Below are 23,843 nucleotides of genomic sequence, written 5' to 3'. Positions count from 1 at the left end.
TAATCGCCGATATTTATGGCGACCCTTCTTTTCCGCATGCGCAGGATTTCGCCGTAAAAAACTTATAAGACTTTATGCGCATAAATGCGTTGATTGGGGTTTGCATCGCGATCATCTGTCGTCGCCGAGCCGACGCCGCACGATAGGGACGAGCCGCCCCAGCGGCAGGTTCGAAACCGCGAACGCCGCAACCTCGGGGTAGTGCTCGCGCGCGATGTCGGTGAGCACCTGACCGGGCGGCGCCTCGGTCAGCACGTTCGCGCCCGATTCGATCATCACCGTGAGCGCGTCGTACCAGCGCACCGTGTAGCGCATGTTGGTGGCGAGGTCGGCGCGGATCGCTTCGGCGCTATGGAGCGGCCGGCCGCCGCGGTTGTCGACGTAGACGCCGCGCGGCGTGCGAAACGGTATGTCGCGGGACCACGCGAGCAGCGCTTCGGCGGCGTCGGCCAATAGTTCGCAATGCGAAGGAACGGAAATGGCGAGCCGTTGTGCCTTGCGTGCGCCTGCCGCGAGCGCATAACTGGCGAAGGCGTCGAGCGCCGCATCGGCTCCCGCCACGACGATCTGGCGCGGCGCGTTGACGTTCGCGACATACACGCGCTCCATGCCGTCGCGCGCGTGCGCATTCGCGAGCGTTTCCACCTGCGTTTCGCTGAGCCCCGAAACGGCGGTGAGGCCGTATCCCGAGGGCCATGCGCTCTCCATCAGTTCGGCGCGCTTGCGCACCATGTGTAGCGCGTCGCCGAATGAAACGGCTTCGCAACTCACTGCGGCGGCGTAAGCCCCCACCGAAAGTCCGGCGCCGAACTGCGGTACGAGGCCCTCGTGCGCGAGCGCGCGTGCAACGGCCACGCCTGCGACCGTGAGGCCAACCTGAACGGCAACGGTGGACCGTAGGGCGACGTCGCTATCGAGCGTGAGGACGTCGAAGCCCAGCGCCCTCGATGCTTCGTCGAGCGTCTCTCCCACGGCCTCATGCTGCGGCAGTTTGTGAAGAAAGCCGGGGCTTTGCGCGCCTTGGCCAGGAAAGAGCAGGGCGAGCGTCATGGCGGACTCCACGGGTCCGCGACGAATTGCGCGCCCCTGCTCGCGCGCGCCAGCACGCGCGGCTTGTGTGCCGCGAGTTCTGCGAGCGCCACGCCGCCGGCCGGCGTTTCGAGTTGCGCGTCGATGCGTACGCCCATGCGGCTGGCGATCTGCGCGAGCGCGTGCGCAAGCGAGGCGATGGCCGCGCGTTCGATGCGTTGCGGCAGACGAACGAGAATGTCGAGATCGCTTGATTCCGTCAGGGCGGGGATGCCCGTCGCGAGTTCGAAACCGGCGCCGCCAGTCGGGCCCCAGACGAAGTCGTGCAGCGGCGAAGCGGTTTCACGCAGCGTTTGGAGCGCGATGCGCGCGGACAGTGCGTGACGTCCATCAAGCGGATCGATGTCGACGAGTTCCTCGGGGCTCCTTGATATTTCGATATCCTGATCGTCAAGCCATGCTCCGAAGCGTTGCGAACGAGTGCGCCCGCGCACGCCCACCGCAACGAAACCTGCCGCGGCCCGCGTGCGTCGTACGACCACCCAGGGCGCGTTCGCGAGCGCATCGCGCACCCATTCCGGCTCGTCGTCCGCTGGGGCCAGGCGCGAAACGCGCAGCAGGTCGTGCGGACGCCAGCGCGCATCGTCCACGCGCGGCGCGTCTGCAGCGAACGGTGGGACGGCGCAAACGCGCATCAGTCCGCGTCCCACTGTAGTGCGAGACGCTTGCGCACTTCGAGCGACGCCGCGCGCGTACGCTGTGCCGATTCTCCCTGCAAGCGATGCGCAAGGCCACTCTTGTCGACGCGCGCTTCACGCACCTTTTGGGCCAGCACGCCGCGTACGCGCGCGATCTGAGCGTCGCTGGGCGCATCCGCATCGACGCCTTCGATCAATTCATCGAGCAGTCCGAGCTTGGCGAACGAGGCCATCGAATACGACATCGGCACGATCTTCTCTCCGAGTTCGTCGAGCGCTTCGACGCTGCGCCGCGTGACGCGCGCCGCCGCTTCCTTGCCCATGGCGTGCACCATCGTGCCCGGCGCGTCGAGCGCGACGATGCGATTGGCCTGATAGCCGTGCGCGAGGAACGCGCCCGACATGGCGGGGCCGACGATCAACGCCACCACGGGATGGCCGGCGAGCCGCGCGCTCGCATAGGCATCCACGGCCGAGGCGCAGGCGAGGTGGATGCCGAGCATCTCTTCGCGATAGCCGTACGCCTGGCTCTTCACGTCAACGATCGCGACGACCGGGCGACGCTTGCCGGGCGCCGCGTCTTCGGCGATCACCTCGCGCACGGCCTGCGCGAGGCGCCAGCCCTGTTCGAGCCCGACCACGTTGTCCCGTGCGCGAGGAAAGCGGTTCGCGGGGTCGGGCGCAACCGTGATGAAGCGCGCGGTCTCGCCCTCGAGCGGCGCGTCGGCGTATTGCACGCACGTGCCCTGCGTATTTTCACCCGCGAGGGCGCGTAGCCAGCGTGTGCCGCGGCTTGTCGTCGTGTCGTTCATGCCGTTTCTCCGCGCAGGTTCAGCGGCGATGCAGTGAACACCGCGCGCATCGTTTCGGGGGTGACGCTGGCGGGATCGATCTGCGCGAGCTTCGCGAGCGTCGCATCGACGGCTGCCGAGCGATGCGTTTTCGGCACACCGCGCACGAACGCCGCACGCACGGCGGCGCGCACGTCGTCCACGGCATCGTCGACGAGCGCATCGGCAAAGCCGGTCCGCACGCGCTGCTCGCCGCCGATCAGTTGCCACACCTGGCGACGGTCGCTGGAATCGAGCTCCTCGATGCCGGCTTCCTGCTCGATCACCTCGGGGCCGTTCATGCCGAGTCGGCCTTGCTTCGTCATCACGAGCGAGGAGCACAGCGCCGCCGCCAGCGACATGCCGCCAAAGCAGCCCACCATGCCCGCGATCACGCCGACCACGGGTACGCGAGCGCGCAATGCGACGATGGCCGACTGGATTTCCGCGATCACGGCGAGGCCGAGGTTCGCCTCCTGCAGGCGCACGCCGCCGGTTTCGAACAGAATGACGGGCCGCACGATCTTGCCACGCTCGCAGTCGGCGAGCGCGAGTTCGAGCGCGGCGGCGATCTTGCTGCCGGACACTTCGCCGATGCTGCCGCCCTGGAACGCCGATTCAATGGCGGCCACGACAGCGGGCTGGCCGTCGATGGTGCCGCGTGCGATGACCGCTCCGTCGTCTGCCTGGCAGACGATGTCTTGCAGCGGCAGCCACGGCGATTCGAGCCGGTCGAAAGGGCCGAGCAGCTCGCGGAACGTGCCCGTGTCGAGCACGGCGGCGGCGCGCTCGCGCGCCCCCAGTTCGATGAAGCTCTCGCGCAGCAGCGACCCCGGCGCAATTTGATTAGCGATGCTCATGATGCGGCTCCCTGTGCCGCTTCGACGGCTTCCGCGAGCCGCAGCGCGACAACGCCCGGCGTCGCGCCGAAGTCGTTGATCTCGATGATCGCGGCACCGTCGTAGCGCGTGAAGAAGCGATCGAGCACGCTTTTCCAGATGTGGCCGTAGCCGTCCACGCTCGTATGCACGACCACGCGCGCCTGCATGTCGCTAGCGGGCTGCAGCAGCACTTCGAGATCGCCCGAACCTACTACGCCCACATGAGCGCGCGTTGTCACGGCGCGGCGCGCCGGATAGTCGAATGTCAGTTGTTCCATGAAGCCGTCCTCCCGCCGATGCGGTGCTGAACCAGTCTGTCGATGAAGAGCGTCGCCGCGAGCAGATCGGCCGCGCCGCCTGGCGATGCGTTGAGCGCAAGCAAGGCGCGTTCTAACGCGTCGAATGCCGCGCGGCCCGCCTGCGTGGCGACGCCGCCCGCGTCGCGCACGCGTTGTGCGCCCGCTTGCGCGGCGTGGCGTCCAGCGAGCCCCGCGCGATGCAGCACACAGGTGTCGTCCAGCAAGGCCATGATTGCGAGCAGCGCGTCCACGCGCGCGTGGGCTTCGTCGCGCCCCTGCGCGCGCGCCGCATGCAGCGCGGGCAGGCCTACGCGCATGATGTGCGGAAAGCTGTCCTGCGCTTCGCGCCGCGCGCCGCCCACGTTATATCGCTGACGCATGCGTTCGCCATTGCTTTGCGCGGGTTGTGCGAGCAGATCGTCAAAACGCGCGATTTGCGCAGCCGTTTCGCAGATGTGCGCAGCATGGGCGTACGCGCTGTCGCCGCTGCCCGGCGTATGCACGATCGCCGCGCCTGCCACGAGGAGGCCAACGATCCAGATCGCGCCGCGATGCGCATTGCTGCCTTGCGTCGCACGCATCATCGCAGCCTCGCCGGCGCGGCCGATTCGCGCGAGATCGGTGCGCAGCGCGGTGCCGGGCGCCGCGCCGCGCGAGGCGCGCGCAAGCGCTTCGAAGGTGGGTTCGAGCGCATGTGCGGAACGCAGCATCGTCGCGAGATCGAGATCGTCGTGCGCGCCGCTACCGCGCGCGTCCACAAGCGCGGGCTTGGGCGTGAGGCGCGCTTCGTCGATCAGTGCGTCGCGGGCGAAGCGCGCAAGCTGCTGCGCGCGCGCCGAGCCGTGGTCATACGAGGCGGCCCGGGTCGGATCGTTGCGCGCGAGGCTCGCTGATCCTTCGGCATGCGAAGTAACAGGAAGTGTGCGCATCGCGCTCTACCAACTCCGAAAACGTGCGGGTGGCGTGTAGAGGCCGCCCGACCACGTCACCAGATCGTCGATGCTGCGCGCCGCGAGCAGCGAGCGCCTGGCCGCGCCGCGCAGAATGCCGAGATCCTCGGGAAACTGCACGATGCCACGGCGGCGTAGCTCGTCGGTCTTCTGCTGCTGTGCACGCAAGCCGATCGGCGTCACGCCTGCCACGGCCGCGAGCGCAGCGCGGCGCTCGTCGATGCCTTCGGCACGATGCAGGTGCGCGATGCCTTCCTCGGTCACGACGTGACTCACGTCGTCGCCGTAAATCATTACGGGCGCAACGGGCATGCCGCTCTTCTGGCCCACGGCGATCGCGTCGAGCTCGTCGACGAAAGTGGGTTCGCCACCTTTCTTCCACGTTTCGGCGAGTTGCACGACGAGCTTGTGGCCGCGCGAAACCGGACCCGTATTCTTGAGCAGCTTGAGCCACGCCTCGCTCGCATGGCGCCGGCCGCGCGGATCGTGGCCCATGTTCGGCGCGCCGCCGAAGCCCGCAAGCCGCCCGCGCGTGACGGTGGACGAATTTGCGTCGGCGTCGATCTGCAATGTGGAGCCGATGAAGAGGTCGACGCCGTATTGCCCCGCTAGCTGGCAAAGCACGCGATTCGAACGCAGGCTGCCGTCGCTCCCGGTGAAGAATATGTCGGGTCGCGCGGCGATATAGGCTTCCATGCCTACCTCGCTGCCGAAGCAGTGCACGCTTTCCACCCAGCCAGATTCGATGGCGGGAATCAGCGTGGGATGCGGATTGAGCGTCCAGTTGCGGCAGATCTTGCCCTTGAGCCCCAGCGATTCGCCATACGTGGGGAGCAGCAGTTCGATTGCAGCGGTGTCGAAGCCGATGCCGTGATTGAGCGACGCGATTCCGTAAGGCGCATAGATGCCTTTGATGACCATCATCGCGGTAAGCACCTGCAGGTCGCCGATATGGCGCGGGTCGCGCGTGAAGAGCGGCTCGACGGCGAACGGGCGGTCCGCCTGCACGACCACATCGACCCACGATCCGGGGATGTCCACGCGCGGCAACTCGTCAACAATTTCGTTTACCTGAACGATCACGATGCCGTGGCTGAACGCGGCGGCTTCGGCGATGGTCGGCGTGTCTTCGGTGTTGGGGCCGGTGTAGAGATTGCCATGGCGGTCGGCTTTCTCCGCGCACAGCAGCGCGACCTGCGGAATGAGGTCCACGAACATGCGCGCGTAAAGCTCGACATACGTGTGGATCGCGCCCACTTCGAGCTGCCCGTCTTCGAGCAGTTGTGCGACGCGCAAGCTTTGCGGGCCCGCGAACGCGAAGTCCACGCGATGCGCAATGCCGCGTTCGAACAGCGTGAGGTGCTCGGGGCGGCTGATGCTCGAAATCAGCAGATGAACGTTGTTGATCTTCGAGGGATCGGCCTTTGCCAGCGAGCGCGAGAGGAAGTCGGCCTGCTTCTGGTTGTCGCCTTCGAGCGCGACGCGGTCGCCTGAGCGGATCAGCAGTTCGAGCGCGTCCGTCGTGCGCGCGGTGGGCAAGACGCCGTCTTCGAGCCAGCCTGAAACGGCGGCAAGGCGGCGGGCCTTTTCGTCGCGGCGCGTGGTCCATGAGCGCGGTGCGAAGTCAGGCGCAGTTTGCGTATCAGCTTGAGGCTTCATCGGCGGTTCGGCTCCGTGAGCGGGAAGAGGCGGCGCGCGGTTTCGCGGCGACGGTCGGTGGCGCAGGGGGTAGCGCGGCACGTTCGGTCAGAAAACGGTAGATGAGTTCGCCCGTTCCGAGCAGGTGTTCGGCCACGAGCTTTTTCGCCGCAGGTACGTCGCCGCGCTTCACGGCGGAAAGTATTTCGGTATGCTCACAATCGGATTCGCCCTTGTAATCGGGAAAGCCGAATTTCAGGCGCAGATAGCGCTCGCCGCGGCGATGAAGGGCTGCGAGCATCTCCATCAACTGCGGCCGGCCGGCGGGCGCGTAGAGGCTCATATGAAAGGCCGCGTTGCGCGCGACGTAAAGCGACGGATCGCGTTCGCGCTTCGCCGCGGCGGCGAGCGCACTGACTTCGCGCAGCGTCGCTGCAGTGTGATGCTCAATGGCGAGGCCGAGCGCGAGGCTTTCCAGCGCCGAACGGATCTCATAGATCTCGCGCGCTTCGTCGGCCGAGAGCGAGGCCACGCTCGCGCCCTTGTTCACCTCGATCTTCGCCCAGCCTTCGCTTGCGAGCTGGCGCAGCGCTTCGCGTACCGGAATGGCGCTGACCGAGAAATGTCGCGCGATCGCGTCCTGGCGCAGCGGCGCGTTGGGCGCGAGCTTGCCTTCGACGATCGCGCTGCGCAAGGCGTCGGCGATCATGCGTGAGGTGCTGGTGCGAGGCGCGGCTGCGCCTTCCAGGGGAAAACCATTCGTTGCGTCGCTCATGAGATCAAATATTATATATAAAACGACCAGGGCGAAAGCCTCGAAAACCCGCAACCCGGAACCACAAGACTGACTATAGACGGGCAAGAAAACGGGGGCATACAGGGAGTTCCTGAAGACGGCCGGCATGGCAGCGGTCTGCATTTCCGCGTCTCGCGGCGCGCGTATGCACAAATACGCCCATGAGCGAGACACCAAAGGAGAGAGGAGCATCATGAATTCGATCACCGATGCAGCGCGGCGGGCTCATCGCAAGACACCGCTCAACCGGTCGCAGATCGCCGGCTTTTGGGGCGCCTGGGCGGGCTGGACGCTCGATGGCATGGACTCGTTCATTTACGCGCTGGTGCTCACGCCTGCGCTCACCGAACTGTTGCCGCGCTCGGGCTACGAAGCGAGCGCGGCGAACATCGGGCTTGCCGGCTCGATCCTGTTCGCGCTCTTTCTCGTGGGCTGGGGCCTGTCGTTCATCTGGGGGCCGCTTGCGGACCGCTTCGGGCGCACGCGGGTGCTGGCGGGCACCATCTTCATGTTTGCGATCTTCACAGGCCTCGCGGCCACCGCGCAGAGCGTGTGGTCGCTCGGCGTTTACCGGTTTCTCGCAGGGGTGGGCATCGGCGGGGAGTGGGCGCTCGCGGGCACCTACGTGGCCGAATCGTGGCCCGAGGATCGTCGCAAGATGGGCGCGGGCTATCTGCAGACCGGCTATTACACGGGCTTCTTCATTGCGGCCGCGCTCAACTATACGATCGGCGTGCACTTCGGCTGGCGCGCGATGTTCCTCACCGGCGCGGTGCCGGTCGTGGTGGCCATTCTCGTGCTCACACGCGTGGAAGAGCCGGACAAGTGGCAGAAGTCGGAAGCGAGCCATGTGCATCGCGGCCGCCCTCTGCGCGAAATCTTCGGCGACGTTTACCGCTTGCGCACCGTGACCGCGAGCGCGCTTTTGACCATCGCCATCATCGGCCTCTGGGCTGGCGCCGTGTATGAGCCTTCCGCCGTGATCCAGCTCGCGACGAAGGCGGGCGCGAACAAGGCCGAAGCAATCCGCACGGCTTCGATCGCCACGGGCATTCTGTCGATCGGCACGATTCTGGGCTGCCTTGCATTGCCGCCACTGGCCGAGCGCATTGGCCGAAAATGGACGCTAGCCGTCTACTTCGCGGGTATGGCGGTGACGATCGCGGCTAGCTTCGGCTGGGCGTTCTATCTCGAGAACGGGCTCGTGCCTTTCATCGCGCTGCTCTTCGTGCTGGGCTTCTTCGGCGGAAACTTCGCGCTGTTCAGCCTCTGGTTGCCCGAGCAGTTCGAAACGCGCGTGCGCGCCACGGCGTTTGCATTCTGCACGTCATTCGGCCGTTTCGTGGGCGCGGGCGTGAATTTTCTGCTTGGCGCGGCGGTGTTGCGTATGCACACGCTCGGCACGCCCGTCGCGCTTACTGCGCTGGCGTTCGTCATCGGACTCCTGATCATTCCGTTTGCGCCGGAAACGAAGGGAAAAACGCTGCCTTCGTAGATGCCCCGATGCGGCGCGGGTTAGCGCCGCGCTTTCACGAGCTTCGGTGGCAACAGGCGCCAACCGAGATTCACGCCGAGGCTCGCCGCCACAATCAGCGCCATGCCCGCGAGTTGCGGGGCGCTCAGCGCGCGCCCGTAAACAAGGGCGTCGACTGCGATCGCCGTGAGCGGATACACGAACAAAAGCACGGCAATGACGGGCGTGGCCAGCATCGGCAGCGCGCCGTAGATGAGCACATACGAAAGCCCCGTATGCAGCACCCCCATGCCGACGAGCCAGCCCCACTGCACGGCCGAAATGTGCGCGAGCTCGAGCGGCGCGAAGCGTGCCGCGACGAGCGGCAGGCATACCGTGCCCACCGCGCATTGCGTGAGCGTGAGCAGATGTGGACGAAAGTCGCGCAGGCTTTTGGCGATCAGCGTGACGCTCGCATAGAGGACTGAGCCGCCCAACGACTCGGCGATGCCGATCATATAACTCGTGCGATCGGCAACGTGACTTTCCGCGAGCACGCCCGAGGCAAGTACGAGCCCCACGAATGCGATGCCGATCCAGCCCAGCCGGTCCGCGCCAAGTTGCTCGTGAAAGAGCGCGGCACCCATCAGCACGACCCAGAACGGCTGGACATGGAACACGACCGTGGAGACAGCAATGCTCGTGCGATGGATCGCGTCGAAGAAGGCGACCCATTGCGTAACCATCAGTACGCCTGAGATCATCGCGAGCGTGAGCGTGCGGCGCGTGAACTGCCGTGGCGAGAGCCAGCCCTTATACGCGCAATACGCGGCCAGCGCGAGCATGCCGAAGAAGCAGCGAAAGAATACGAGCGTGAGCGCGCCGAGGCGCGCTTCCTCGACGAAAACGCCGATCGTGCCCATGAGCAGGCCGCCGCCCGCGAGCATGAGGACGCCTTGCTGGCGGCTGCCGTGATGATCGGATTGCATAAGCCGGGGCGGGGGCGTGAAAGCAGGTTGAAAACGCACCCAGTATTCGCCAGTTGCGAGATGCGAGCAAACGAATTAAATTGAATAATTCCATCAACGCAGCTTATTAATCAAAGCCCGCATGAATCCCGAGTTCGATATCGACCTGCTGCGCACCTTCGCCGCCGTCGCGGACGCCGGCAGTTTCACGAAGGCGGCAGTGACCGTGCATCGCTCGCAGGCGGCCGTGAGCATGCAGGTCAAGCGGCTCGAGCAGATGCTTGGCACCACGCTGTTCACGCGCGACACGCGTAATCTGGCGCTCACGCGGCCGGGCAATACGCTGCTCGAATATGCACGGCGCGTGCTCGACTTGCAGGAAGAGGCGTGGGCGGCGATGGTGCGCCCCGAGGTGACGGGGCGCGTAGTGCTCGGTGCGCCCGACGATTACATGGCCTCGTTGCTTCCGCCGGTATTGCGGCGCTTTTCGACGCTCTATCCGCATGTGGAGATCGAGATCGTGTGCGCGCAGAGCGTAGCACTCGGGCCGATGCTCGCGGACAACAAGATCGACATCGCATTCGTCACGCGCGACCGCAAGATGCGCGGCGAATTCGTGCGCATGGAGGAGATGGTCTGGGTGGGCTCGGCTACCGACCCGGCGCCGCTTTCCATGTCGCCCTTGCCGGTGGGCCTCTACGAGCACGGCTGCGTGGCTCGCGCGCATACCGTGGCGGCGCTCGATGCCGCGCGCATCCGTTACCGGGCCGCGTATAGCAGCGCGAGCTTGATGGGACTGACGGCGACGGTGGATGCGGGCATTGCGATCGTCGCGCTCACGCGCTGCAGCGTGCCCGCGCGCTTTGCGATTCTCGGCGAGGCGCAAGGCCTGCCGAAGATCGAGCCGCTGGAAATCGTGGTGGCGCGCAGCGTCAAGTCGAACCGGCCAACCTGCGACTACCTCGCGCAGCAGATGGTGCAGGACCTTTCGGTGCCGCGTCAGCGCGGGTAGACGCTCACTTCGCCGCCTACCGCGAGCCGTACGCGCTCGCCTTCGCGCGGCGTTCGATAACCGGGCACGCGCGCGCGGACCGTTGCGTCCGCATCGATGAGCTGCAGCGTGAGCGCCGCGTCCTGCCCATGGAACGTGATGTTGCGCACGACGGCGCCGAGCGTCCCGTCGCGTTGCCCGGCTTCCGGCCGCACGTCGATCTGCTCGGGCCGCAGCATCACGTCCACGAGGCCGTCTTCGGCATGCAAACCGTTCTGGATCCGCAGCGCGCCAAGCGCGCAATGCGCGAGGCCGTTCGCCACCGTTCCTGGCAGCAGCACCGCTTCGCCGATGAAAGCCGCAAGTTCGCGCGTGGCCGGATACCGATAGAGCGCTTGCGGCGACGTGCTTTGCAAGAGCCTTCCACGCCACAGCACGGCGACTTCGTGGCCGAGCGAGAGCGCTTCGGCCTGATCGTGCGTGACGAGCACGGCGGTCGCTCCGGCGGCGGCGAGCGCGTGCGCCACGGCCTCCCGTGTTTCGACGCGCAGTGCGGCGTCGAGCGACGAAAAGGGCTCGTCTAGCATCACGAGTCCCGGCGAAGGTGCGAGCGCGCGCGCGAGCGCCACGCGCTGCTGCTGGCCGCCCGAGAGTTGCTGTGGCGCGCGTGTTGCATAGGATTCCGGAAGACCTACGAGTTCGAGCAGTTCCGCCACGCGATGACGCGCGCGTCGCTGCGCGCGCGGCAGGCCGAACACAATGTTCTCCGCGACCGTGAGATGCGGAAACAACGCGCCCTCCTGCGGCACGTAGCCGATGCGCCGCTGCTCCGTGGGTAGATGCAGCCCGTCGCCCGCTACACGCCGGCCGTCGATTTCGATCGAACCGGCGTCGGCGCGCTCGAAGCCGCAGAGCACGCGCAGCAACGTGGTCTTGCCGCTGCCCGAAGGGCCGAGCAGCGCGACGAGCGAACCCGAGCGCACGGCAAGATCGATGTCGTGCAGGACCAGTTGGCCGTCGAAGGCCTTCTGAAGGCCGGAAATGCGAAGTGTGCTCATGGGCGAGGCGATGAAGTGGCTCGGTCGGCGTCGAGCGGCGTATGGTCCGCTGCGTGGCTGGCGAGCGCCGAACGGCCCGCGAATGCGAACAGCAGGCCCGAGGCCGCGAGCGAGAGCGCGGTAAGCAGGGCGGCATAGGGGGCGGCGGCCGCGAAAGCGAGCGTCGACGTGTCGGTCCACACCTGGGTGGCGAGCGTGTGCGTGCCGATGGGAGCAAGCAGCAGCGTGGCGTTGAGTTCGGTGACCGTCGAGATGAACACCATCGAGGCGGCCGCGCCGAGGCCGGGGCCCGCGAGCGGCAGCACCACGCGACGCAGCGTCGCGAACCAGCCGAGGCCGAGCGCGCGCGCCGTATCTTCGAGTCGCTGCTGCGTTTGCATGAGCGCTGCGCGAACGCTCACGAGCGCAAGCGGCAAAAAGAGGATCGCGTATGCGGCGATCAACAGCGTGGTGCCCTGATAGAGCGGTTCGAGCGCGCGCACCGCGAGCGAGACGATCGCGAGCGCGATGACGAGGCTCGGCACCCCTTGCGCGATGAATGCCGTGCGTTCGAGGAAAGTGGCGGCGCGGCCCGGAAAGCGCGCGAGCAGATACGCGAGCGGCAGTGCGAGCAACGTGGTGAAGAGCGCGGCGATGAGGCCGAGACGAAGCGAAGCGAAGGTAGTCGAAACGAGCAGTTCGGGCGAGACATCGGCGGGCGTGATCGCGGCGGCGCCGGGTTGCGTGAGCCAGTAGCCGATCATGATGAGCGGCACGCCGAGCGTGGCCGCGTTGAGCGCGACGAAACCCGCGGCGACGGGCCAGCGCCAGCGCCCGAGCGCATGGCGCACACTCGCGCGCCGTGTGCCGCGATCCACGCGCTCATAGCGTACGCGTCCGCGCACGCGAAATTCGAGCACGAGACACACGAGGCAAAGCACGATCAGCACGCAGGCCAGCAACGACGCACCGCCGCCATCGAAGCTCGTGCGGTATTCGGCGTAGATTTCGGTCGTGAAGGTGCGAAATCGCAGCAGCGTGAACGCGCCGAATTCCGAAAGCACGCCCAGCGCGACGAGCAGCATCGAGCCGAGCAGCGCGGGCCGCAGTTGCGGCAGCACGACGCGCAGGAAAACGGACCAGTGGTTGCAGCCAAGCGCGCGCGCCGATTCTTCGAGCGCGGGGTCGAGGCCGCGCAGCGCGGCGGCCACGGGCAGGTAGACGAGCGGAAAGTAGGCTGTCGTGACGACGATGAACGCGCCCAGAAAGTCCTGCAGATCGAGGCTCAGTGAAACCCACGCGTAACTCGTGACGAACGCCGGCATAGCGAGCGGCGCGGCAGCGAGCAGTGCCCACGCGCGCCGCCCGGGTACGTCGGCGCGCTCGACCAGCCATGCCACTGCGGTGCCCAGCACGGCCGAAGCGAGCGTGGCCGAAACGGTGATCGAGAGCGTGTTGACGAGCAGTTCGCCCACCAGCGGCCGAAAGATAAGCTCGACGGCTTCGGCGAAGCCGAACGAGAGCGCGCGCCAGAAAGTCAGCGCGAGCGGCAGCAGCACCAGCAGCGGGCCGAGCGCGGCGGCCGCGAAAAGCGCGCGCGGCGCGTGGCGCCGCGTCGGACGGGGCAATGCGCGCTGGGCGTTATCGGGTACCGATTCCGCCACGCCCTGCGTCGTGGTAACAGCTTCGCTCACGATATTGCTTTGGATTCCATTTTAATTATAGAAGACCGGCTTGGCGCAACAGCTTGCCTGCCTGGCTGTCGTCGCCGAGCTGCTGGATGGTTAGCGCGGGCGGCTTCAGCTGGTCGAACGGCTTGTTGACCGGATCGCTTGCCACGCCGGGCCGCAGCGGATATTCGAAGCTGATGTGGTCCTGTGCCATCAGCTTCTGCGCGCGCTCGCTCACGAGGTATGCGAGGAACTTCTGTGCACCGTCCGTGTTGTGCGCCGCTTTCATGACCGCCGCGCCGGAAACGTTCACGAGCGCGCCCACGTCGCCATTGGCGAAGTGCGCCACGGCGCTGCGCGTTTGCTTGTCGCCGATTTCGGCGTGCAGGCGGTCCCAGTAGTAATTGTTGATGATGCCCGTAGCGACTGCGCCGCGATTCACGGCGGCCACGACGCCTTCGTCGTCGTCGAAGATTTGTGCGTTGGTCTTCAGGCCCTTGAGCCATTCGAGCGTTGCCGCTTCGCCTTTCATGGCGAGCGCGGCGTCGACGAGCGGCAGGAAGTCGGCGTCGCTCGGCGCGATGCCGACCTTGCCCTTCCATTCCGGCCTGGCGAGATCGAAGAGCGATTGCGGGAGCTGCGAGGGCTGCACCCTGGTCGTGTTGTACGCGAGCACGTTTTCACGTGCCGTCACGCCCACCCATTGCCCTTGCGGCGAGTTGAAGTGCGCGGGCACGGCCGCGAGCGTCGAAGGCTGCACCGGGGCGAGCAGGCCCTTTTCCTCCAGCAGCATCAGCTCGGGCGAGTTCTCGGTGAAGTAGACATCGGCGGGCGTTTTCCCGCCTTCGGCCAAGAGTTGCGCTGCGAGCGCCGGGCCTTCGCCGCTGCGAATCTTCACGTCGATACCGGTTTGCTGCTCGAAGTCCTTTGCGAGCTGGTTCACGACCTGCTCGTGCTGCGCGTTGTACAGCGTGATCGAAGCCGCGTGCGCCCCGAGCGGCAACACGCCCGCGATCGCGAGCGAAAGGGCGGCGGTGCGCAGCGGGGCACGCATCGAGGAAAGTTTCATATTGGTTCGTTGTCCGTTGTTGTCGGATGATGTCAGGCGTTGAACAGTTCCGCGCCGATGAACGAGCCCGGTTTCGCGCCAGGCGGGCACGCGAAGATAGCGCTGCCCACGTGCGTCGTGAACTGGTTCATCATGTCGAACTTCGCGAGGCGCTCGTTGATCGGAATGAAGCCCGTACGCGGGTCGCCCTGGTGGGCGATGAAGATGAGTCCCGCGTCATATTCGGTTTCCTGGCGCCACGGCGGCCAACGCTCGATATAGAAGTTCGTGCTGTCGTTGTACGAGTAGGAACGGCGCAAGATCTGCGCACCATCGTTCGACGCCCGGTTCGAGAGGCGCACGTGCGAATTCTCGGGAATGAGCGGATTGCCGTCCTTGTCCTGCGCGTCGAGGTCGACGTTGTCGAATTCCTTCTTCTGCCCAATGGGCGCGCCGCTGTACTTGCGGCGGCCGAACACCTGCTCCTGGAAGCCCAGTTCCATCTGGTCCCAGTGTTCTAGCGTGATGCGGATGCGGCGCACTACCGTATACGTGCCGCCCTGCATCCACGGCGCGTCGGTGGCCGTGGCCCACACGAACTGGTTCATCGCCTTCGGGTCCGTGGTCGGCGGGTTGTTGGTGCCGTCCTTGAAGCCCATGAGATTGCGCGGGGTTTGTCCGCGCGGCCCCGAGAGGAAACCTGCCTGGCCCCAGCGCATGTTAAGGATTCCATAGCCTTGGCGAGCGAGTTGACGCACCGCATGGAAGGCCACCTGGGCGTCGCTGGCGCAGGCCTGAACGAAGAGATCGCCGCCGGTCTTTTGTGCGATCAACTGGTCGCCGTTAAAGCGCGGCAAATCGACGAGCGCCGCGGGGCGCTTGCTGGCAAGCCCGTAGCGGTCCTTCTCCTGCGACGTAAAGAGGCCGGGACCGAAACCGAACGTCACCGTGAGGCCTGCGGGACCGAGGCCGAGCACGTCGCCGGAATCGGGCGCGGGGTGGTCGTCGCCGGTGCCGTCCAGCGACGCGGCAGGGCGGCCCTGCGTCATCTGGGCCGCGGACTCGGTCCACTTGCGAAGCAGGTTAATTACGTCGTCGCGCGACGTCGTCGTGAGATCGAACGCCGCGACGTAAGTGTGTGCCTGCTGCGGCGTCACGATGCCGCCCTGGTGTTCGCCATAGAACGGTTCGACGGCGAGCATCGGGTCGGTGGCCATGGCGTGATGCTTCGCCTCCGCGGCTTTAGCGAGGCCGCTTGCGGCGCCCAGGCTCGCCCCGAGCGCGGCGCCGGCCTTGAGAAAGCCGCGGCGCGCGGGGCGCGATGGGGTATTGGGGATATCGTCGGAGGACATGATTATTTCGCCAGCACGAGAGTGTTCACGTCGTCTTCCACGTAGTAGAAGCCGTCGCCTGCGGGGGTCAACGCGATGCCGAATAGGTCGCCGTTGCCCGGCGGGGTTTGCGCGCGGTCCGTGTCGATCCAGCGCGCGTAAAGCTGTTTCGCCGCAACGGGGTCGATCTCGACGACCTGGCCGTTGAGCGCATTCGTCACGAGCAGGTGGCCCTGCGGCGTCGCGATCATGGCGAGCGGGCGGTGCAGCAGACCGTCGGCGGTAAGCTGACGGCCCACGCCTGCGCTCGTGTCGCGCGTGAGCGGGTCTTCGATCACGTTGATGCGGTTGCCGATCGCGTCGGATACGTAAAGCAGCTTGTTGTCGGCCGAAAGCGCGAGGCCGGTCGGACCGACGAGAAACACGCCCTTGTCGGCCTGCGCGCCAAAGCCGCTCGCCACCACCGTTTCGCTCTTCACGACCGGCGCCTGGCCGCTCGGGATGTCGAGGTCGAGGCGCAGCACGGTGGCCTGCTTGAATACCGGCGGCGTGCCCTCGGCGCCGCCCACGCCGAAGCCCGCGTTGCTCACGAAGAGCGTGGCATGATCGCCGTTGTCGAGCACGGCCATGTTGCCCCACGGATCGTTGATGTTCGCACTGCTGATGGCCTTCGCGATCTTGCCGCTGCTGTCGAGCACGATCAGGCAGCCCGCGCCCTTCGTGCCCGTCGTGCCGTCGTTGCTCGGCGTGCTGCCCACGATGATCCAGCCGGACTTGAGCATCGTCATCGCGGTCGAGAGGCCGACGCCGCCGGGGCATTCCTTGAGGTCGCGCGGGATCGTTGCGAACAGCGTCATCTGCTTCGTGTCCGGGTGATAGTCGACGATCGTGCTGCCGGTGCCTTGCAGGTTCGACGCGTTGTTGAAGTTGTCCACCAGCACGTCGCCTTCCTTTACCGTGCCGGAGGAGACCGGCGCGACGTAGATCGCGTACGGGTTCTGGTCGCCGTTGTCGGGCACGGTGTTGATGAGCGTGGTGTGGTGCTTGACGGTTTCGAGCAGGCCCTGCGGGTCAGCGTGGGCGGCGAGCGGCGTGCCGCCGAGTGTGGCCGCGGCGGCAAGCGCGAGTGCGGCGCGGGTGGCGCGAACCGTGCATTGCAGGAGCGAGCGCGTAGCGTGTTTCATACAGAATCTCCGTGCCTCGCGAGACCGCCGCGCGTGCGGCGCGGCGACCCTGCGTGAGGGAAAGCGCGAGGACTTGGGGTTGGACATGGGGCGGTAGCGCTTCGAGGGCTTAGAACGTGATGTTGGTCCGCACGCCGATCACGAACGTGTTGCGCAGCGGCGCGGTCGGGTCCTGCGGGTTCTGGCCCGCGCCCGCGTTGAACGTGTATTGCGCGTCGGCCTGGAGCAGCCACCACGGCGTGACCTGATATTGATAGGTGGCTTCGAGCGTGGTCTCCTGCGTGCGCACTCCGTACGGACCGCCTGAGGCCATGCGTGAATCGAGGTCGAGGTCGTGCACGTTGTTACCGACCTTGATGTACGTCGCGGCGAGGCCGATGCTGTCGTCGTCGCGGCCCTTGAAGGGCGCCTTCATCACGATCCCGAGATTCGCCGCGAAGCTCACCAGATTGCGGTCGCCGGGCGCGCCCATCACGCGCGCGAATACGCCGATGCTGCGCGGCTCGTCCGGGTCGGGACGCCAGATCATCTGGTCGGCCACTGCGTAGAAGCTGTAGTTGCCCTGATGCCGTGCCGGCGTGCCGGTCGAGGCAGGGTTCGCGAGCGAAAGGCCGGTGTTGTCGAAGCGCTGGTCGTCGAACGGGCCGTTGTTGTACCAGAAGCCCAGCTTGTAGGTACCCGGCAGCCTGCGGTTGTCGGCACTCACCAGCTCGCCTTCGGCCGGCTGGTTGATGGCGTACTGCAGCTCGCCGATCCAGAGCGTGCCGTTGTGCAGATTGAAGTTCGTACCACTAAGGTTATCGGGATTGTTGCCGAGCGGGTCGCCGGCAAACACGCCCGCGAGCGCGGTGAGCGAAGGCGTGATCTGTCCGCGTACGCGCACGCCGAGTCCGGCGAGCGGATAGGCGGGGCCGCCGGAAGGCATGTCGTACGAGGGCAGCGCGGGCCAGCCGAACATCGTGTTGACGAAGAGCGCCGCATACTGGCTCGTGATGAATTCTTGATCGATACTTTGCTGACCGATCTTCACGTCGAGGCGCTTGTCGAGGAACGACTGCTGATACCAGAGCTCCCAGAGGCGCGTGGTGGACGTGGCCTCAATGCCGCTTGCCGTATTCAGGGTGCCGAGGTTCGACGTGCTCAGGTTGGTGCCGTGAATCTGCAGTCCGCTCACGTTGAAGAGGCCGCCCGGAATGCCAAGCGCCTTGCTCGTATCGACCTGGACTGTCGCGGTGGTGAGGCCGTCGTAGGCGCCGCCGGTCCTGAGGCCGCCGCGCAGGTTCGCCAGGTACTCGCTCGTTTCCGTGAGCTGGAACGTCACGCCGTATTTGCCGAGCCACGGCCGCAATCCGCCCATGTCGCCGAGCATGCTCTCGCGCGTCCAGAAGCCGGTCCAGAAGTTCGTCGGCTGCGCCTGGATGGCGAGATCGGCTTCGGGTGCTTCGGGTGCCGCGTCGGGGTTCGCGTTGCTCTGTGCGTGAGCCGCGCCGCAGGCGAACGTCGTGCTTGCGGCAAGCGCCGCGATGGCGCGCAATGCAGGTGTGCGCCGACGCGTCGCACGGCGGCGCGCGCCGCTGTGCGAGCAGGTTAGCGGAGCCCCGCGGACTAACCGGGTCGATTCCATCGTATTCCTTACTTATTGAATGATTGCGTGATTGTCGCTTTGGCGTTCATTATTCGCGAACCACTGAATACCCGACATCTCCAGACGGCGCCATCGTACTCATTGACAATGCGGGCGTCAACAGAAACGAGAATGATTCGCAATTGTTTTACTCAGGGTCATCTGTATCCTTACGAATTGCTGTCTGATGGCGCACCATGCATTACAGATGGCTGGTTTTTCGCGATTCAGTCAGACGGATGAAGTCGCGCGGCATCTCGGGCATGAATGGGCGCACACTGAACGAACCGACCATAAAGGGGGCTCATGACAGACATCCAGGCGCGCTACGAAGTCGATCTCGACCGGTACTTCGAGCGCATCGGCTACGATGGACCGCGCGCCGCGACGCTTGCCGTACTGCGCGACCTGCATCGTCTCCATCCGCTCGCCATTCCGTTCGAAAATCTCGATCCGCTCGCCGGACGGCGCGTGTCGGTTGCGCTGCCGGACGTCGTCGAGAAACTCGTCGCGCGACGCCGCGGCGGCTATTGCTTCGAGCACAACACGCTGCTGGCGCACGTACTCATCCAGCTTGGCTTCGAGGTGACGCCGCTCGCCGCACGCGTGTTGTACGGCCGCGAACCCGGCGCGCGCACGCCGCGCACGCACATGCTGTTGCGAGTGGAGGCGGAGGGCGATTCGTGGCTCGCCGATGTCGGCTTCGGCGGCGCGACGCTGTGCGCGCCGCTCTCGTTCTCGACCGAAGCGGAGCAGCAAACGCCGCATGAACCGGCGCGGATCACGAGGTCGCCGGCGAACGGGCGCAAGCTCGAACTGTTCGACGGCGAGAAGTGGATCGACCTCTACCGCTTCGAATTGACGCCGGCGGAATGGGTCGATTACGAAATGGCGAACTGGTACACGTCCGCGTCGCCCGAATCGTTTTTTACGTTCAGCCTGATCGCATGCATCGCGCGCGAAGGCGGCCGGGCGATCCTCTTCAACGAGCACTTGAGCGAGCGCGACGCGCAAGGGCGGGTTATCGAGGAACGCACGATCGCAAGCGCAGAGGAACTCGCGCAGTGCCTGCGCGAACGCTTCGGCATCGATCTCGCGCGCGGCGACGCGGCACAGTGCGTCGATGCCGCAGCGCTCTACGCACGCATGATGTCGCGCGGCGCAAAGCGGTAAGCGGGTGAATGCGCAAGCGCAAGGAGGCCATCGTGAGCCGGCCGCTAATGACGAAACCGTTGATGACGAAACTATTCGTCGAGGTCGCGATCTGGTTCGGGCTGATGGGCGCGCTATTGTTCGGCTCGGCGGGCACGCTCGCATGGACGGCCGCGTGGCTCTGGCTGACCGGGTGGGCCGTATGCGGCATCTGGATCGGTCTGTGGCTCGCGCGCGAAGATCCGGGCCTGCTTGCCGAACGCCTCGCGCCCTTCGCGCAACGCGAGCAGCAGCCGTGGGACCGCGTGTTCATGCTGTGCGTTTCGGTGGGCTTTGGCGCGTGGTTGTGCCTGATGGGCATCGACGCCGTGCGCAAGGGCTGGTCGAACGTGCCACTGTGGCTCGGCGTGCTGGGGGCGATCGCCATAGCCGTCGACATCTACGCGACGCGCGCCGTTTTCGCGGCGAACCGCTATGCGGCGCCGGTCGTGAAGATCCAGCTCGAACGCGGGCATACGGTCAGCGACAGCGGCCCGTATGCCTGGGTGCGCCATCCGATGTACGCCTTCGCGCTGCTCTTTCTTGTCGGCACGCCGCTCATGCTCGGCTCCTGGTGGGGACTTGCGTGCGTGCCGTTCATGGTCGTGGCGATCGGCTATCGCGCGGTGCGCGAGGAGGAGGCGCTTGCGGAGAGTTTGCCCGGCTACCGCGAATACCTGGCGCGCGTGCGTTATCGCTTCGTGCCGGGCGTGTGGTAGGGCACGGCCCGGTCTTGCAGGTCAGGGTGCGGCGGGGGCGGGCAAAGTTTCGGCATAACGGCGATAAAGCCAGGCGAGCGCCGCACTGGTAAGCAGTGCGAACACGATGTTGCCGACGCTCTGGCCGATGGCGAGCGCGGTGAGCCAGCCTGGCTTCTGCACGATCTGGGGCGAGACGCCCGCAAGGCCCATGCCGATCAGAATGAGCAGGCCGCCCACGGCGACCGGCAGCGCCGCAACGAAAGTCACGCCGAACAGGTTCCAGAAATGCCCTCGGCTATCGCGCCATGCGGCGCCGAACGCGATCGGGCTGCCGATCGAGAGCGCGGGAAAGAGCAGCGAGAGACGCACCGAGACGAACATCCAGATCACGACGACCACCAGTACGAGGAACGCTGCGCCGCCCTGATAGCGAGGCCTCAGCACGAACCATAGCGTGAGCGCGAACGCGCCGAGCGCGACGGCCAGGATGAGGCCGACCGCGAAAATGCGCAGGAAAGGCTTTCCCCCGGCCGGCATGAGCGGCGTGGCCCGCTCGCCCAGCAGCACGAAACGCGAGATCTTGAGCGTGAACCAGAGATAGATGAACGAGTTCAGGACCGAGGCGAGATTGCCGAGTGCGATGAGCCCGGCGGAGGGCGTTGCGCCTTCGGCCGGCACGGGCCGGCCCGCGAGCCCGAACCAGCCGAGCGCCGCGTAGGCCACGAAGGTGCCCGCGACGAGGAGCGGCATTTGCACGGCGGCTTGCCAGGCGCTGGACCACGCGCGCTTGACGCATTCCATGAAGGTCATCTGTTGCATGTCGTTTTCGCCGGAATTACAGACAACCTGCAGTCTAACGCGGCGCGGCGAAAACGAGTGCGCTTGCGATGGTCACTTCACGGCGAACAGCGTGAGGTTCATGAGAACCTTGAACGCGAAGCCGAGCGACACCGCCGCGCCCACGCCCGCGCACCACAGGAGGACGAACCAGAGCCAGCCGGGCAGCGCGCGGCCGCGCTTCGCATTAGTGGTAGTGATGGGTGTCGCCATGACGCACCTTGCCCCTGAAGACCCAGTACCCGAGCGCTGTATACGCAAGGATGACTGGCAGAATGAACGCCGCGCCCGCGAGCGTGAACACCTGGCTCTCGCGCGGCGCGGCCGCTTCCCAAAGCGTGAGGCCTTGCGGAATCGCATAAGGCCAGAGGCTCACGAGAAGGCCCGCGTAGCCGAGCAGCACGAGTCCGATTGCGGCAATGAACGGTGTTTTGTGATGGCGCGCATGGACGGCCCAGCGCATCCACGCGGCGCAGGCGAGCACGAGCAGCGGCACCGGAGCGAGACGCCAGAAGAGGCCCGAGCGGAACCAGCGCCCGGCAATGGCGGGGTCTTGCAGCGGCGTCCACAGGCTTACGAGAGCGATGAAGCCGAGCAGCATCACCGTGAGCGGCCACACGAGCTTGCGCAGGCGGCGCTGCAGATCGCCCTCGGTCTTCGCCACGAGCCAGCAGCAACCAAGCAGCGCGTAGGTGGCGACGAGCCCGAAGCCCGATAGCAGGCTGAACGGCGTGAGCCAGTCGAAGGCGCTGCCCGCGAAGCGACCGTCGTCCATCGGGATGCCTTGCAGGAAGGCGCCCAGCGCGATGCCCTGGAAGAGCGCCGCGCCCGTCGATCCGCCGATGAACGCGAGGTCCCAGAGATGCTTCGTGCGTTTGGCCTTCGCGCGAATTTCAAACGACACGCCGCGGAAGATCAGGCACGCGAGCATGAACACGAGCGGCAGGTAGAGCGCGGAGAGCACGGTCGAATAGACAATGGGAAATACGGCGAAAAGCCCCGCGCCGCCCAGCACGAGCCAGGTCTCGTTGCCGTCCCATACCGGCGCGACCGTGTTCATCATGAGATCGCGTTCCTCCTCGTCGGGAAAGAGCGGAAACACGATGCCGATGCCGAGATCGAAGCCGTCCAGCACCACGTAGAGAAGAACACCGAGCGCGATGATCGCGGCCCAGATGACGGTGACGTCCATTTGCTTGCTAGCCTCGTAACGTTGAATGCGGAAAGCGTCAGGCGTCGATCAGCTGATCGGCGGCGGACATGGGGCGGCGCGCGGTCTGGTTCGCGGCGAGCGCGGGGTGTGCCATACGCGGCTCGTGCGGTTGGCGCTGCGGGTCCGGCTGGCGCGGTTCGCGAGGTGTTTCGCCGGGCAGGGCGGGGCCTTTGCGCAGCAGCTTGAGCATGTAATAGATGCCCGTGCCGAACACGAGGAAGTACACGACCACGAACGCCATCAGCGAAACGCCGACCTGCTGCGTCGTGAGCGGCGACACCGCCTGCGCCGTTCGCATCACGCCATAGACCACCCAGGGCTGGCGGCCGGCCTCGGTCGTCACCCAGCTCGCGAGCAGCGTGGCGAATCCGGTCGGCCCCATCGCGAGCGCGAAACGCTGAAAGCCGCGCGACTCGTAGAGCGTGCCGCGGCGGCGCAGCACCCAGCCGGTCACGGCGAGCAGAATCATCAGCAGACCTAAGCCGACCATCACGCGGAAGCTCCAGAACAGGAGCGGCGAATTGGGCCGCTCGTCGGCCGGGAATGATTTGAGGCCCTTGATCTGGCCGTCCCAGCTATGCGTGAGAATCAGGCTGCCGAGGTGCGGAACGGAAACGGCGTAGCGCGTCGTTTCGGCCTGCATGTCGGGAATGCCGAAGAGATTGAGCGCGGTGCCGCCTTGTTCGGTGTCCCAAATGCCTTCGATCGCGGCGATCTTGGCGGGCTGGTGTTCGCGCGTGTTCAGGCCGTGCGCGTCGCCCACGAAGGCCTGCACCGGCGCCAGCACGAGCAGAAGGCCGAGCGCCATCGAAAACATCTTCTTGATGGCAGGGTCGCGGCGGCCCTTGAGCAGATGCCATGCGCCGCTCGCGGCGACCACGAGCGCGGCCACGATGAACGCGGCGATCGCCATGTGCGCAAGGCGGTAGGGGAACGACGGGTTGAAGATGATCTTGAACCAGTCGGTCGGCACGACGTGCCCGTTCACGATTTCGAAGCCTTGCGGCGTCTGCATCCAGCTATTCGAAGCGAGGATCCAGAACGTGGAGATGAGCGTGCCGACGGCGACCATGAGCGTTGCGCCGAAGTGGGCGCGCGGGCTTACGCGGTTCCAGCCGAACAGCATGATGCCGAGGAAGCCTGCCTCGAGAAAAAACGCGGTCATGACTTCGTACATCAGCAGCGGCCCGGTGACGGGGCCTGCGAACGAGGAAAAGCCCGACCAGTTGGTGCCGAACTCGTAACTCATGACAACGCCGGAAACGACGCCCATGCCGAAGGCGACGGCGAATACTTTGGACCAGAACAGGCAAAGGTCCTTGTAGAACGGCTGGCGGGTTTTGAGCCAGCACGCTTCGAGCACGGCGATGAAACTCGCGAGCCCGATGGAGAGCGCGGGAAAGACGATATGGAACGAGACTGTGAAGGCGAACTGCAGCCGGGCGAGGTCGAACGCGGAGAGTGACGTGTGCAT

23 protein-coding genes are annotated in these 23,843 nt (G+C 66.1%); 4 read left to right on the top strand and 19 right to left on the bottom strand.

Going from position 1 to position 23,843, the window contains the following annotated elements; translation table 11 throughout:
- Positions 1-111 precede the first annotated feature (111 nt).
- From mdcH to BLU17_RS23750, 8 genes are read right to left on the bottom strand one after another with little or no spacing between them, the layout of a single operon-like run.
- The gene (mdcH, locus tag BLU17_RS23785) at positions 112-1,050 is read right to left on the bottom strand and encodes a malonate decarboxylase subunit epsilon (protein ID WP_092002202.1); all 939 of its coding nucleotides are present in this window, start codon (positions 1,048-1,050) and stop codon (positions 112-114) included.
- Positions 1,047-1,679 carry a malonate decarboxylase holo-ACP synthase gene (locus tag BLU17_RS23780; RefSeq protein WP_342713856.1) on the bottom strand — a complete coding sequence of 211 codons (633 nt, stop codon included), beginning with the start codon at positions 1,677-1,679 and terminating at the stop codon, positions 1,047-1,049. The genes mdcH and BLU17_RS23780 overlap by 4 nt, the downstream gene beginning before the upstream one ends.
- A gap of 44 nt (positions 1,680-1,723) precedes the next feature.
- A complete protein-coding gene (mdcE, locus tag BLU17_RS23775) occupies positions 1,724-2,539 on the bottom strand; it encodes a biotin-independent malonate decarboxylase subunit gamma (protein ID WP_092002195.1) in 816 nt (271 codons plus the stop codon).
- Positions 2,536-3,417 carry a biotin-independent malonate decarboxylase subunit beta gene (locus tag BLU17_RS23770; RefSeq protein ID WP_092002192.1) on the bottom strand — a complete coding sequence of 294 codons (882 nt, stop codon included), beginning with the start codon at positions 3,415-3,417 and terminating at the stop codon, positions 2,536-2,538. The genes mdcE and BLU17_RS23770 overlap by 4 nt, the downstream gene beginning before the upstream one ends.
- The gene (locus BLU17_RS23765; protein WP_092002189.1) at positions 3,414-3,716 is read right to left on the bottom strand and encodes a malonate decarboxylase subunit delta; all 303 of its coding nucleotides are present in this window, start codon (positions 3,714-3,716) and stop codon (positions 3,414-3,416) included. The genes BLU17_RS23770 and BLU17_RS23765 overlap by 4 nt, the downstream gene beginning before the upstream one ends.
- On the bottom strand, positions 3,704-4,666 hold the full coding sequence (locus BLU17_RS23760) for a triphosphoribosyl-dephospho-CoA synthase (protein WP_092002185.1): 963 nt from the start codon (positions 4,664-4,666) through the stop codon (positions 3,704-3,706). Before BLU17_RS23760 ends, BLU17_RS23765 begins: the two co-directional genes overlap by 13 nt.
- Before the next feature lie 6 nt (positions 4,667-4,672).
- Positions 4,673-6,346 (bottom strand): malonate decarboxylase subunit alpha, encoded by a 1,674-nt coding sequence (gene mdcA / locus BLU17_RS23755; protein WP_092002183.1) that lies wholly within the window; start codon positions 6,344-6,346, stop codon positions 4,673-4,675.
- Positions 6,330-7,034 carry a GntR family transcriptional regulator gene (locus BLU17_RS23750; protein ID WP_425434135.1) on the bottom strand — a complete coding sequence of 235 codons (705 nt, stop codon included), beginning with the start codon at positions 7,032-7,034 and terminating at the stop codon, positions 6,330-6,332. The genes mdcA and BLU17_RS23750 overlap by 17 nt, the downstream gene beginning before the upstream one ends.
- A gap of 280 nt (positions 7,035-7,314) precedes the next feature.
- Here BLU17_RS23750 and BLU17_RS23745 point away from each other — a divergent pair, with 280 nt between their 5' ends.
- Positions 7,315-8,616 carry an MFS transporter gene (locus BLU17_RS23745; RefSeq protein WP_092002177.1) on the top strand — a complete coding sequence of 434 codons (1,302 nt, stop codon included), beginning with the start codon at positions 7,315-7,317 and terminating at the stop codon, positions 8,614-8,616.
- Positions 8,617-8,636: 20 nt separating this feature from the next.
- Here BLU17_RS23745 and BLU17_RS23740 read toward each other — a convergent pair whose 3' ends face one another.
- Positions 8,637-9,563 carry a DMT family transporter gene (locus tag BLU17_RS23740; protein ID WP_092002174.1) on the bottom strand — a complete coding sequence of 309 codons (927 nt, stop codon included), beginning with the start codon at positions 9,561-9,563 and terminating at the stop codon, positions 8,637-8,639.
- Between the two features lie 121 nt (positions 9,564-9,684).
- Here BLU17_RS23740 and BLU17_RS23735 point away from each other — a divergent pair, with 121 nt between their 5' ends.
- Entirely contained in the window at positions 9,685-10,554 is an 870-nt protein-coding gene (locus BLU17_RS23735; RefSeq protein WP_092002171.1) for a LysR family transcriptional regulator, read from the top strand.
- Here the strand turns inward: BLU17_RS23735 and BLU17_RS23730 are convergent.
- From BLU17_RS23730 to BLU17_RS23705, 6 genes are all read right to left on the bottom strand, one after another.
- Entirely contained in the window at positions 10,542-11,591 is a 1,050-nt protein-coding gene (locus tag BLU17_RS23730; RefSeq protein WP_092002166.1) for an ABC transporter ATP-binding protein, read from the bottom strand. The two genes, BLU17_RS23735 and BLU17_RS23730, sit on opposite strands and share 13 nt — an antisense overlap.
- A complete protein-coding gene (locus BLU17_RS23725) occupies positions 11,588-13,234 on the bottom strand; it encodes an ABC transporter permease (RefSeq protein WP_092002275.1) in 1,647 nt (548 codons plus the stop codon). Before BLU17_RS23725 ends, BLU17_RS23730 begins: the two co-directional genes overlap by 4 nt.
- Before the next feature lie 55 nt (positions 13,235-13,289).
- Positions 13,290-14,309 carry an iron ABC transporter substrate-binding protein gene (locus BLU17_RS23720; protein ID WP_092002164.1) on the bottom strand — a complete coding sequence of 340 codons (1,020 nt, stop codon included), beginning with the start codon at positions 14,307-14,309 and terminating at the stop codon, positions 13,290-13,292.
- A 32-nt stretch (positions 14,310-14,341) separates the two neighbouring features.
- On the bottom strand, positions 14,342-15,640 hold the full coding sequence (efeB, locus tag BLU17_RS23715; protein ID WP_092002161.1) for an iron uptake transporter deferrochelatase/peroxidase subunit: 1,299 nt from the start codon (positions 15,638-15,640) through the stop codon (positions 14,342-14,344).
- Positions 15,641-15,642: 2 nt separating this feature from the next.
- Positions 15,643-16,803, bottom strand: coding sequence for an NHL repeat-containing protein (locus BLU17_RS23710; RefSeq protein ID WP_092002158.1), 1,161 nt, complete (start codon positions 16,801-16,803; stop codon positions 15,643-15,645).
- 109 nt (positions 16,804-16,912) lie between these two features.
- Complete coding sequence (locus BLU17_RS23705; RefSeq protein WP_092002154.1) at positions 16,913-18,427, bottom strand: carbohydrate porin; 1,515 nt, start codon at positions 18,425-18,427, stop codon at positions 16,913-16,915.
- 306 nt (positions 18,428-18,733) lie between these two features.
- Between BLU17_RS23705 and BLU17_RS23700 the strand changes: the two genes are divergently transcribed.
- Positions 18,734-19,600 (top strand): arylamine N-acetyltransferase family protein, encoded by an 867-nt coding sequence (locus tag BLU17_RS23700; RefSeq protein ID WP_092002152.1) that lies wholly within the window; start codon positions 18,734-18,736, stop codon positions 19,598-19,600.
- Between the two features lie 59 nt (positions 19,601-19,659).
- On the top strand, positions 19,660-20,337 hold the full coding sequence (locus tag BLU17_RS23695) for a methyltransferase family protein (RefSeq protein WP_092002272.1): 678 nt from the start codon (positions 19,660-19,662) through the stop codon (positions 20,335-20,337).
- 21 nt (positions 20,338-20,358) lie between these two features.
- Here BLU17_RS23695 and BLU17_RS23690 read toward each other — a convergent pair whose 3' ends face one another.
- From BLU17_RS23690 to BLU17_RS23680, 4 genes are all read right to left on the bottom strand, one after another.
- The gene (locus BLU17_RS23690) at positions 20,359-21,138 is read right to left on the bottom strand and encodes a hypothetical protein (RefSeq protein ID WP_092002150.1); all 780 of its coding nucleotides are present in this window, start codon (positions 21,136-21,138) and stop codon (positions 20,359-20,361) included.
- Positions 21,139-21,210: 72 nt separating this feature from the next.
- Positions 21,211-21,369, bottom strand: a complete 159-nt coding sequence (locus BLU17_RS33295; protein WP_176929179.1) for a hypothetical protein — start codon at positions 21,367-21,369, stop codon at positions 21,211-21,213.
- The gene (gene cydB, locus BLU17_RS23685) at positions 21,344-22,348 is read right to left on the bottom strand and encodes a cytochrome d ubiquinol oxidase subunit II (protein WP_092002148.1); all 1,005 of its coding nucleotides are present in this window, start codon (positions 22,346-22,348) and stop codon (positions 21,344-21,346) included. Before cydB ends, BLU17_RS33295 begins: the two co-directional genes overlap by 26 nt.
- A gap of 37 nt (positions 22,349-22,385) precedes the next feature.
- On the bottom strand, positions 22,386-23,843 hold the full coding sequence (locus tag BLU17_RS23680; RefSeq protein ID WP_092002145.1) for a cytochrome ubiquinol oxidase subunit I: 1,458 nt from the start codon (positions 23,841-23,843) through the stop codon (positions 22,386-22,388).

This window comes from Paraburkholderia lycopersici, from assembly GCF_900096975.1.
GTDB lineage: Bacteria > Pseudomonadota > Gammaproteobacteria > Burkholderiales > Burkholderiaceae > Paraburkholderia > Paraburkholderia lycopersici.
This window is presented reverse-complemented; position numbering and strand designations above follow the sequence as displayed.

Coding starts and splice junctions, on each gene's coding strand:
- BLU17_RS23690 (WP_092002150.1), bottom strand. CDS start 21,138: ATGCAACAGATGACCTTCATGGAATGCGTCAAGCGCGCGTGGTCCAGC.
- BLU17_RS23765 (WP_092002189.1), bottom strand. CDS start 3,716: ATGGAACAACTGACATTCGACTATCCGGCGCGCCGCGCCGTGACAACG.
- mdcE (WP_092002195.1), bottom strand. CDS start 2,539: ATGAACGACACGACGACAAGCCGCGGCACACGCTGGCTACGCGCCCTC.
- BLU17_RS23760 (WP_092002185.1), bottom strand. CDS start 4,666: ATGCGCACACTTCCTGTTACTTCGCATGCCGAAGGATCAGCGAGCCTC.
- BLU17_RS23680 (WP_092002145.1), bottom strand. CDS start 23,843: ATGCACACGTCACTCTCCGCGTTCGACCTCGCCCGGCTGCAGTTCGCC.
- BLU17_RS23710 (WP_092002158.1), bottom strand. CDS start 16,803: ATGAAACACGCTACGCGCTCGCTCCTGCAATGCACGGTTCGCGCCACC.
- BLU17_RS23745 (WP_092002177.1), top strand. CDS start 7,315: ATGAATTCGATCACCGATGCAGCGCGGCGGGCTCATCGCAAGACACCG.
- BLU17_RS23720 (WP_092002164.1), bottom strand. CDS start 14,309: ATGAAACTTTCCTCGATGCGTGCCCCGCTGCGCACCGCCGCCCTTTCG.
- mdcA (WP_092002183.1), bottom strand. CDS start 6,346: ATGAAGCCTCAAGCTGATACGCAAACTGCGCCTGACTTCGCACCGCGC.
- BLU17_RS23740 (WP_092002174.1), bottom strand. CDS start 9,563: ATGCAATCCGATCATCACGGCAGCCGCCAGCAAGGCGTCCTCATGCTC.
- mdcH (WP_092002202.1), bottom strand. CDS start 1,050: ATGACGCTCGCCCTGCTCTTTCCTGGCCAAGGCGCGCAAAGCCCCGGC.
- BLU17_RS23705 (WP_092002154.1), bottom strand. CDS start 18,427: ATGGAATCGACCCGGTTAGTCCGCGGGGCTCCGCTAACCTGCTCGCAC.
- BLU17_RS33295 (WP_176929179.1), bottom strand. CDS start 21,369: ATGGCGACACCCATCACTACCACTAATGCGAAGCGCGGCCGCGCGCTG.
- BLU17_RS23700 (WP_092002152.1), top strand. CDS start 18,734: ATGACAGACATCCAGGCGCGCTACGAAGTCGATCTCGACCGGTACTTC.
- efeB (WP_092002161.1), bottom strand. CDS start 15,640: ATGTCCTCCGACGATATCCCCAATACCCCATCGCGCCCCGCGCGCCGC.
- BLU17_RS23770 (WP_092002192.1), bottom strand. CDS start 3,417: ATGAGCATCGCTAATCAAATTGCGCCGGGGTCGCTGCTGCGCGAGAGC.
- BLU17_RS23730 (WP_092002166.1), bottom strand. CDS start 11,591: ATGAGCACACTTCGCATTTCCGGCCTTCAGAAGGCCTTCGACGGCCAA.
- cydB (WP_092002148.1), bottom strand. CDS start 22,348: ATGGACGTCACCGTCATCTGGGCCGCGATCATCGCGCTCGGTGTTCTT.
- BLU17_RS23750 (WP_425434135.1), bottom strand. CDS start 7,034: ATGATCGCCGACGCCTTGCGCAGCGCGATCGTCGAAGGCAAGCTCGCG.
- BLU17_RS23735 (WP_092002171.1), top strand. CDS start 9,685: ATGAATCCCGAGTTCGATATCGACCTGCTGCGCACCTTCGCCGCCGTC.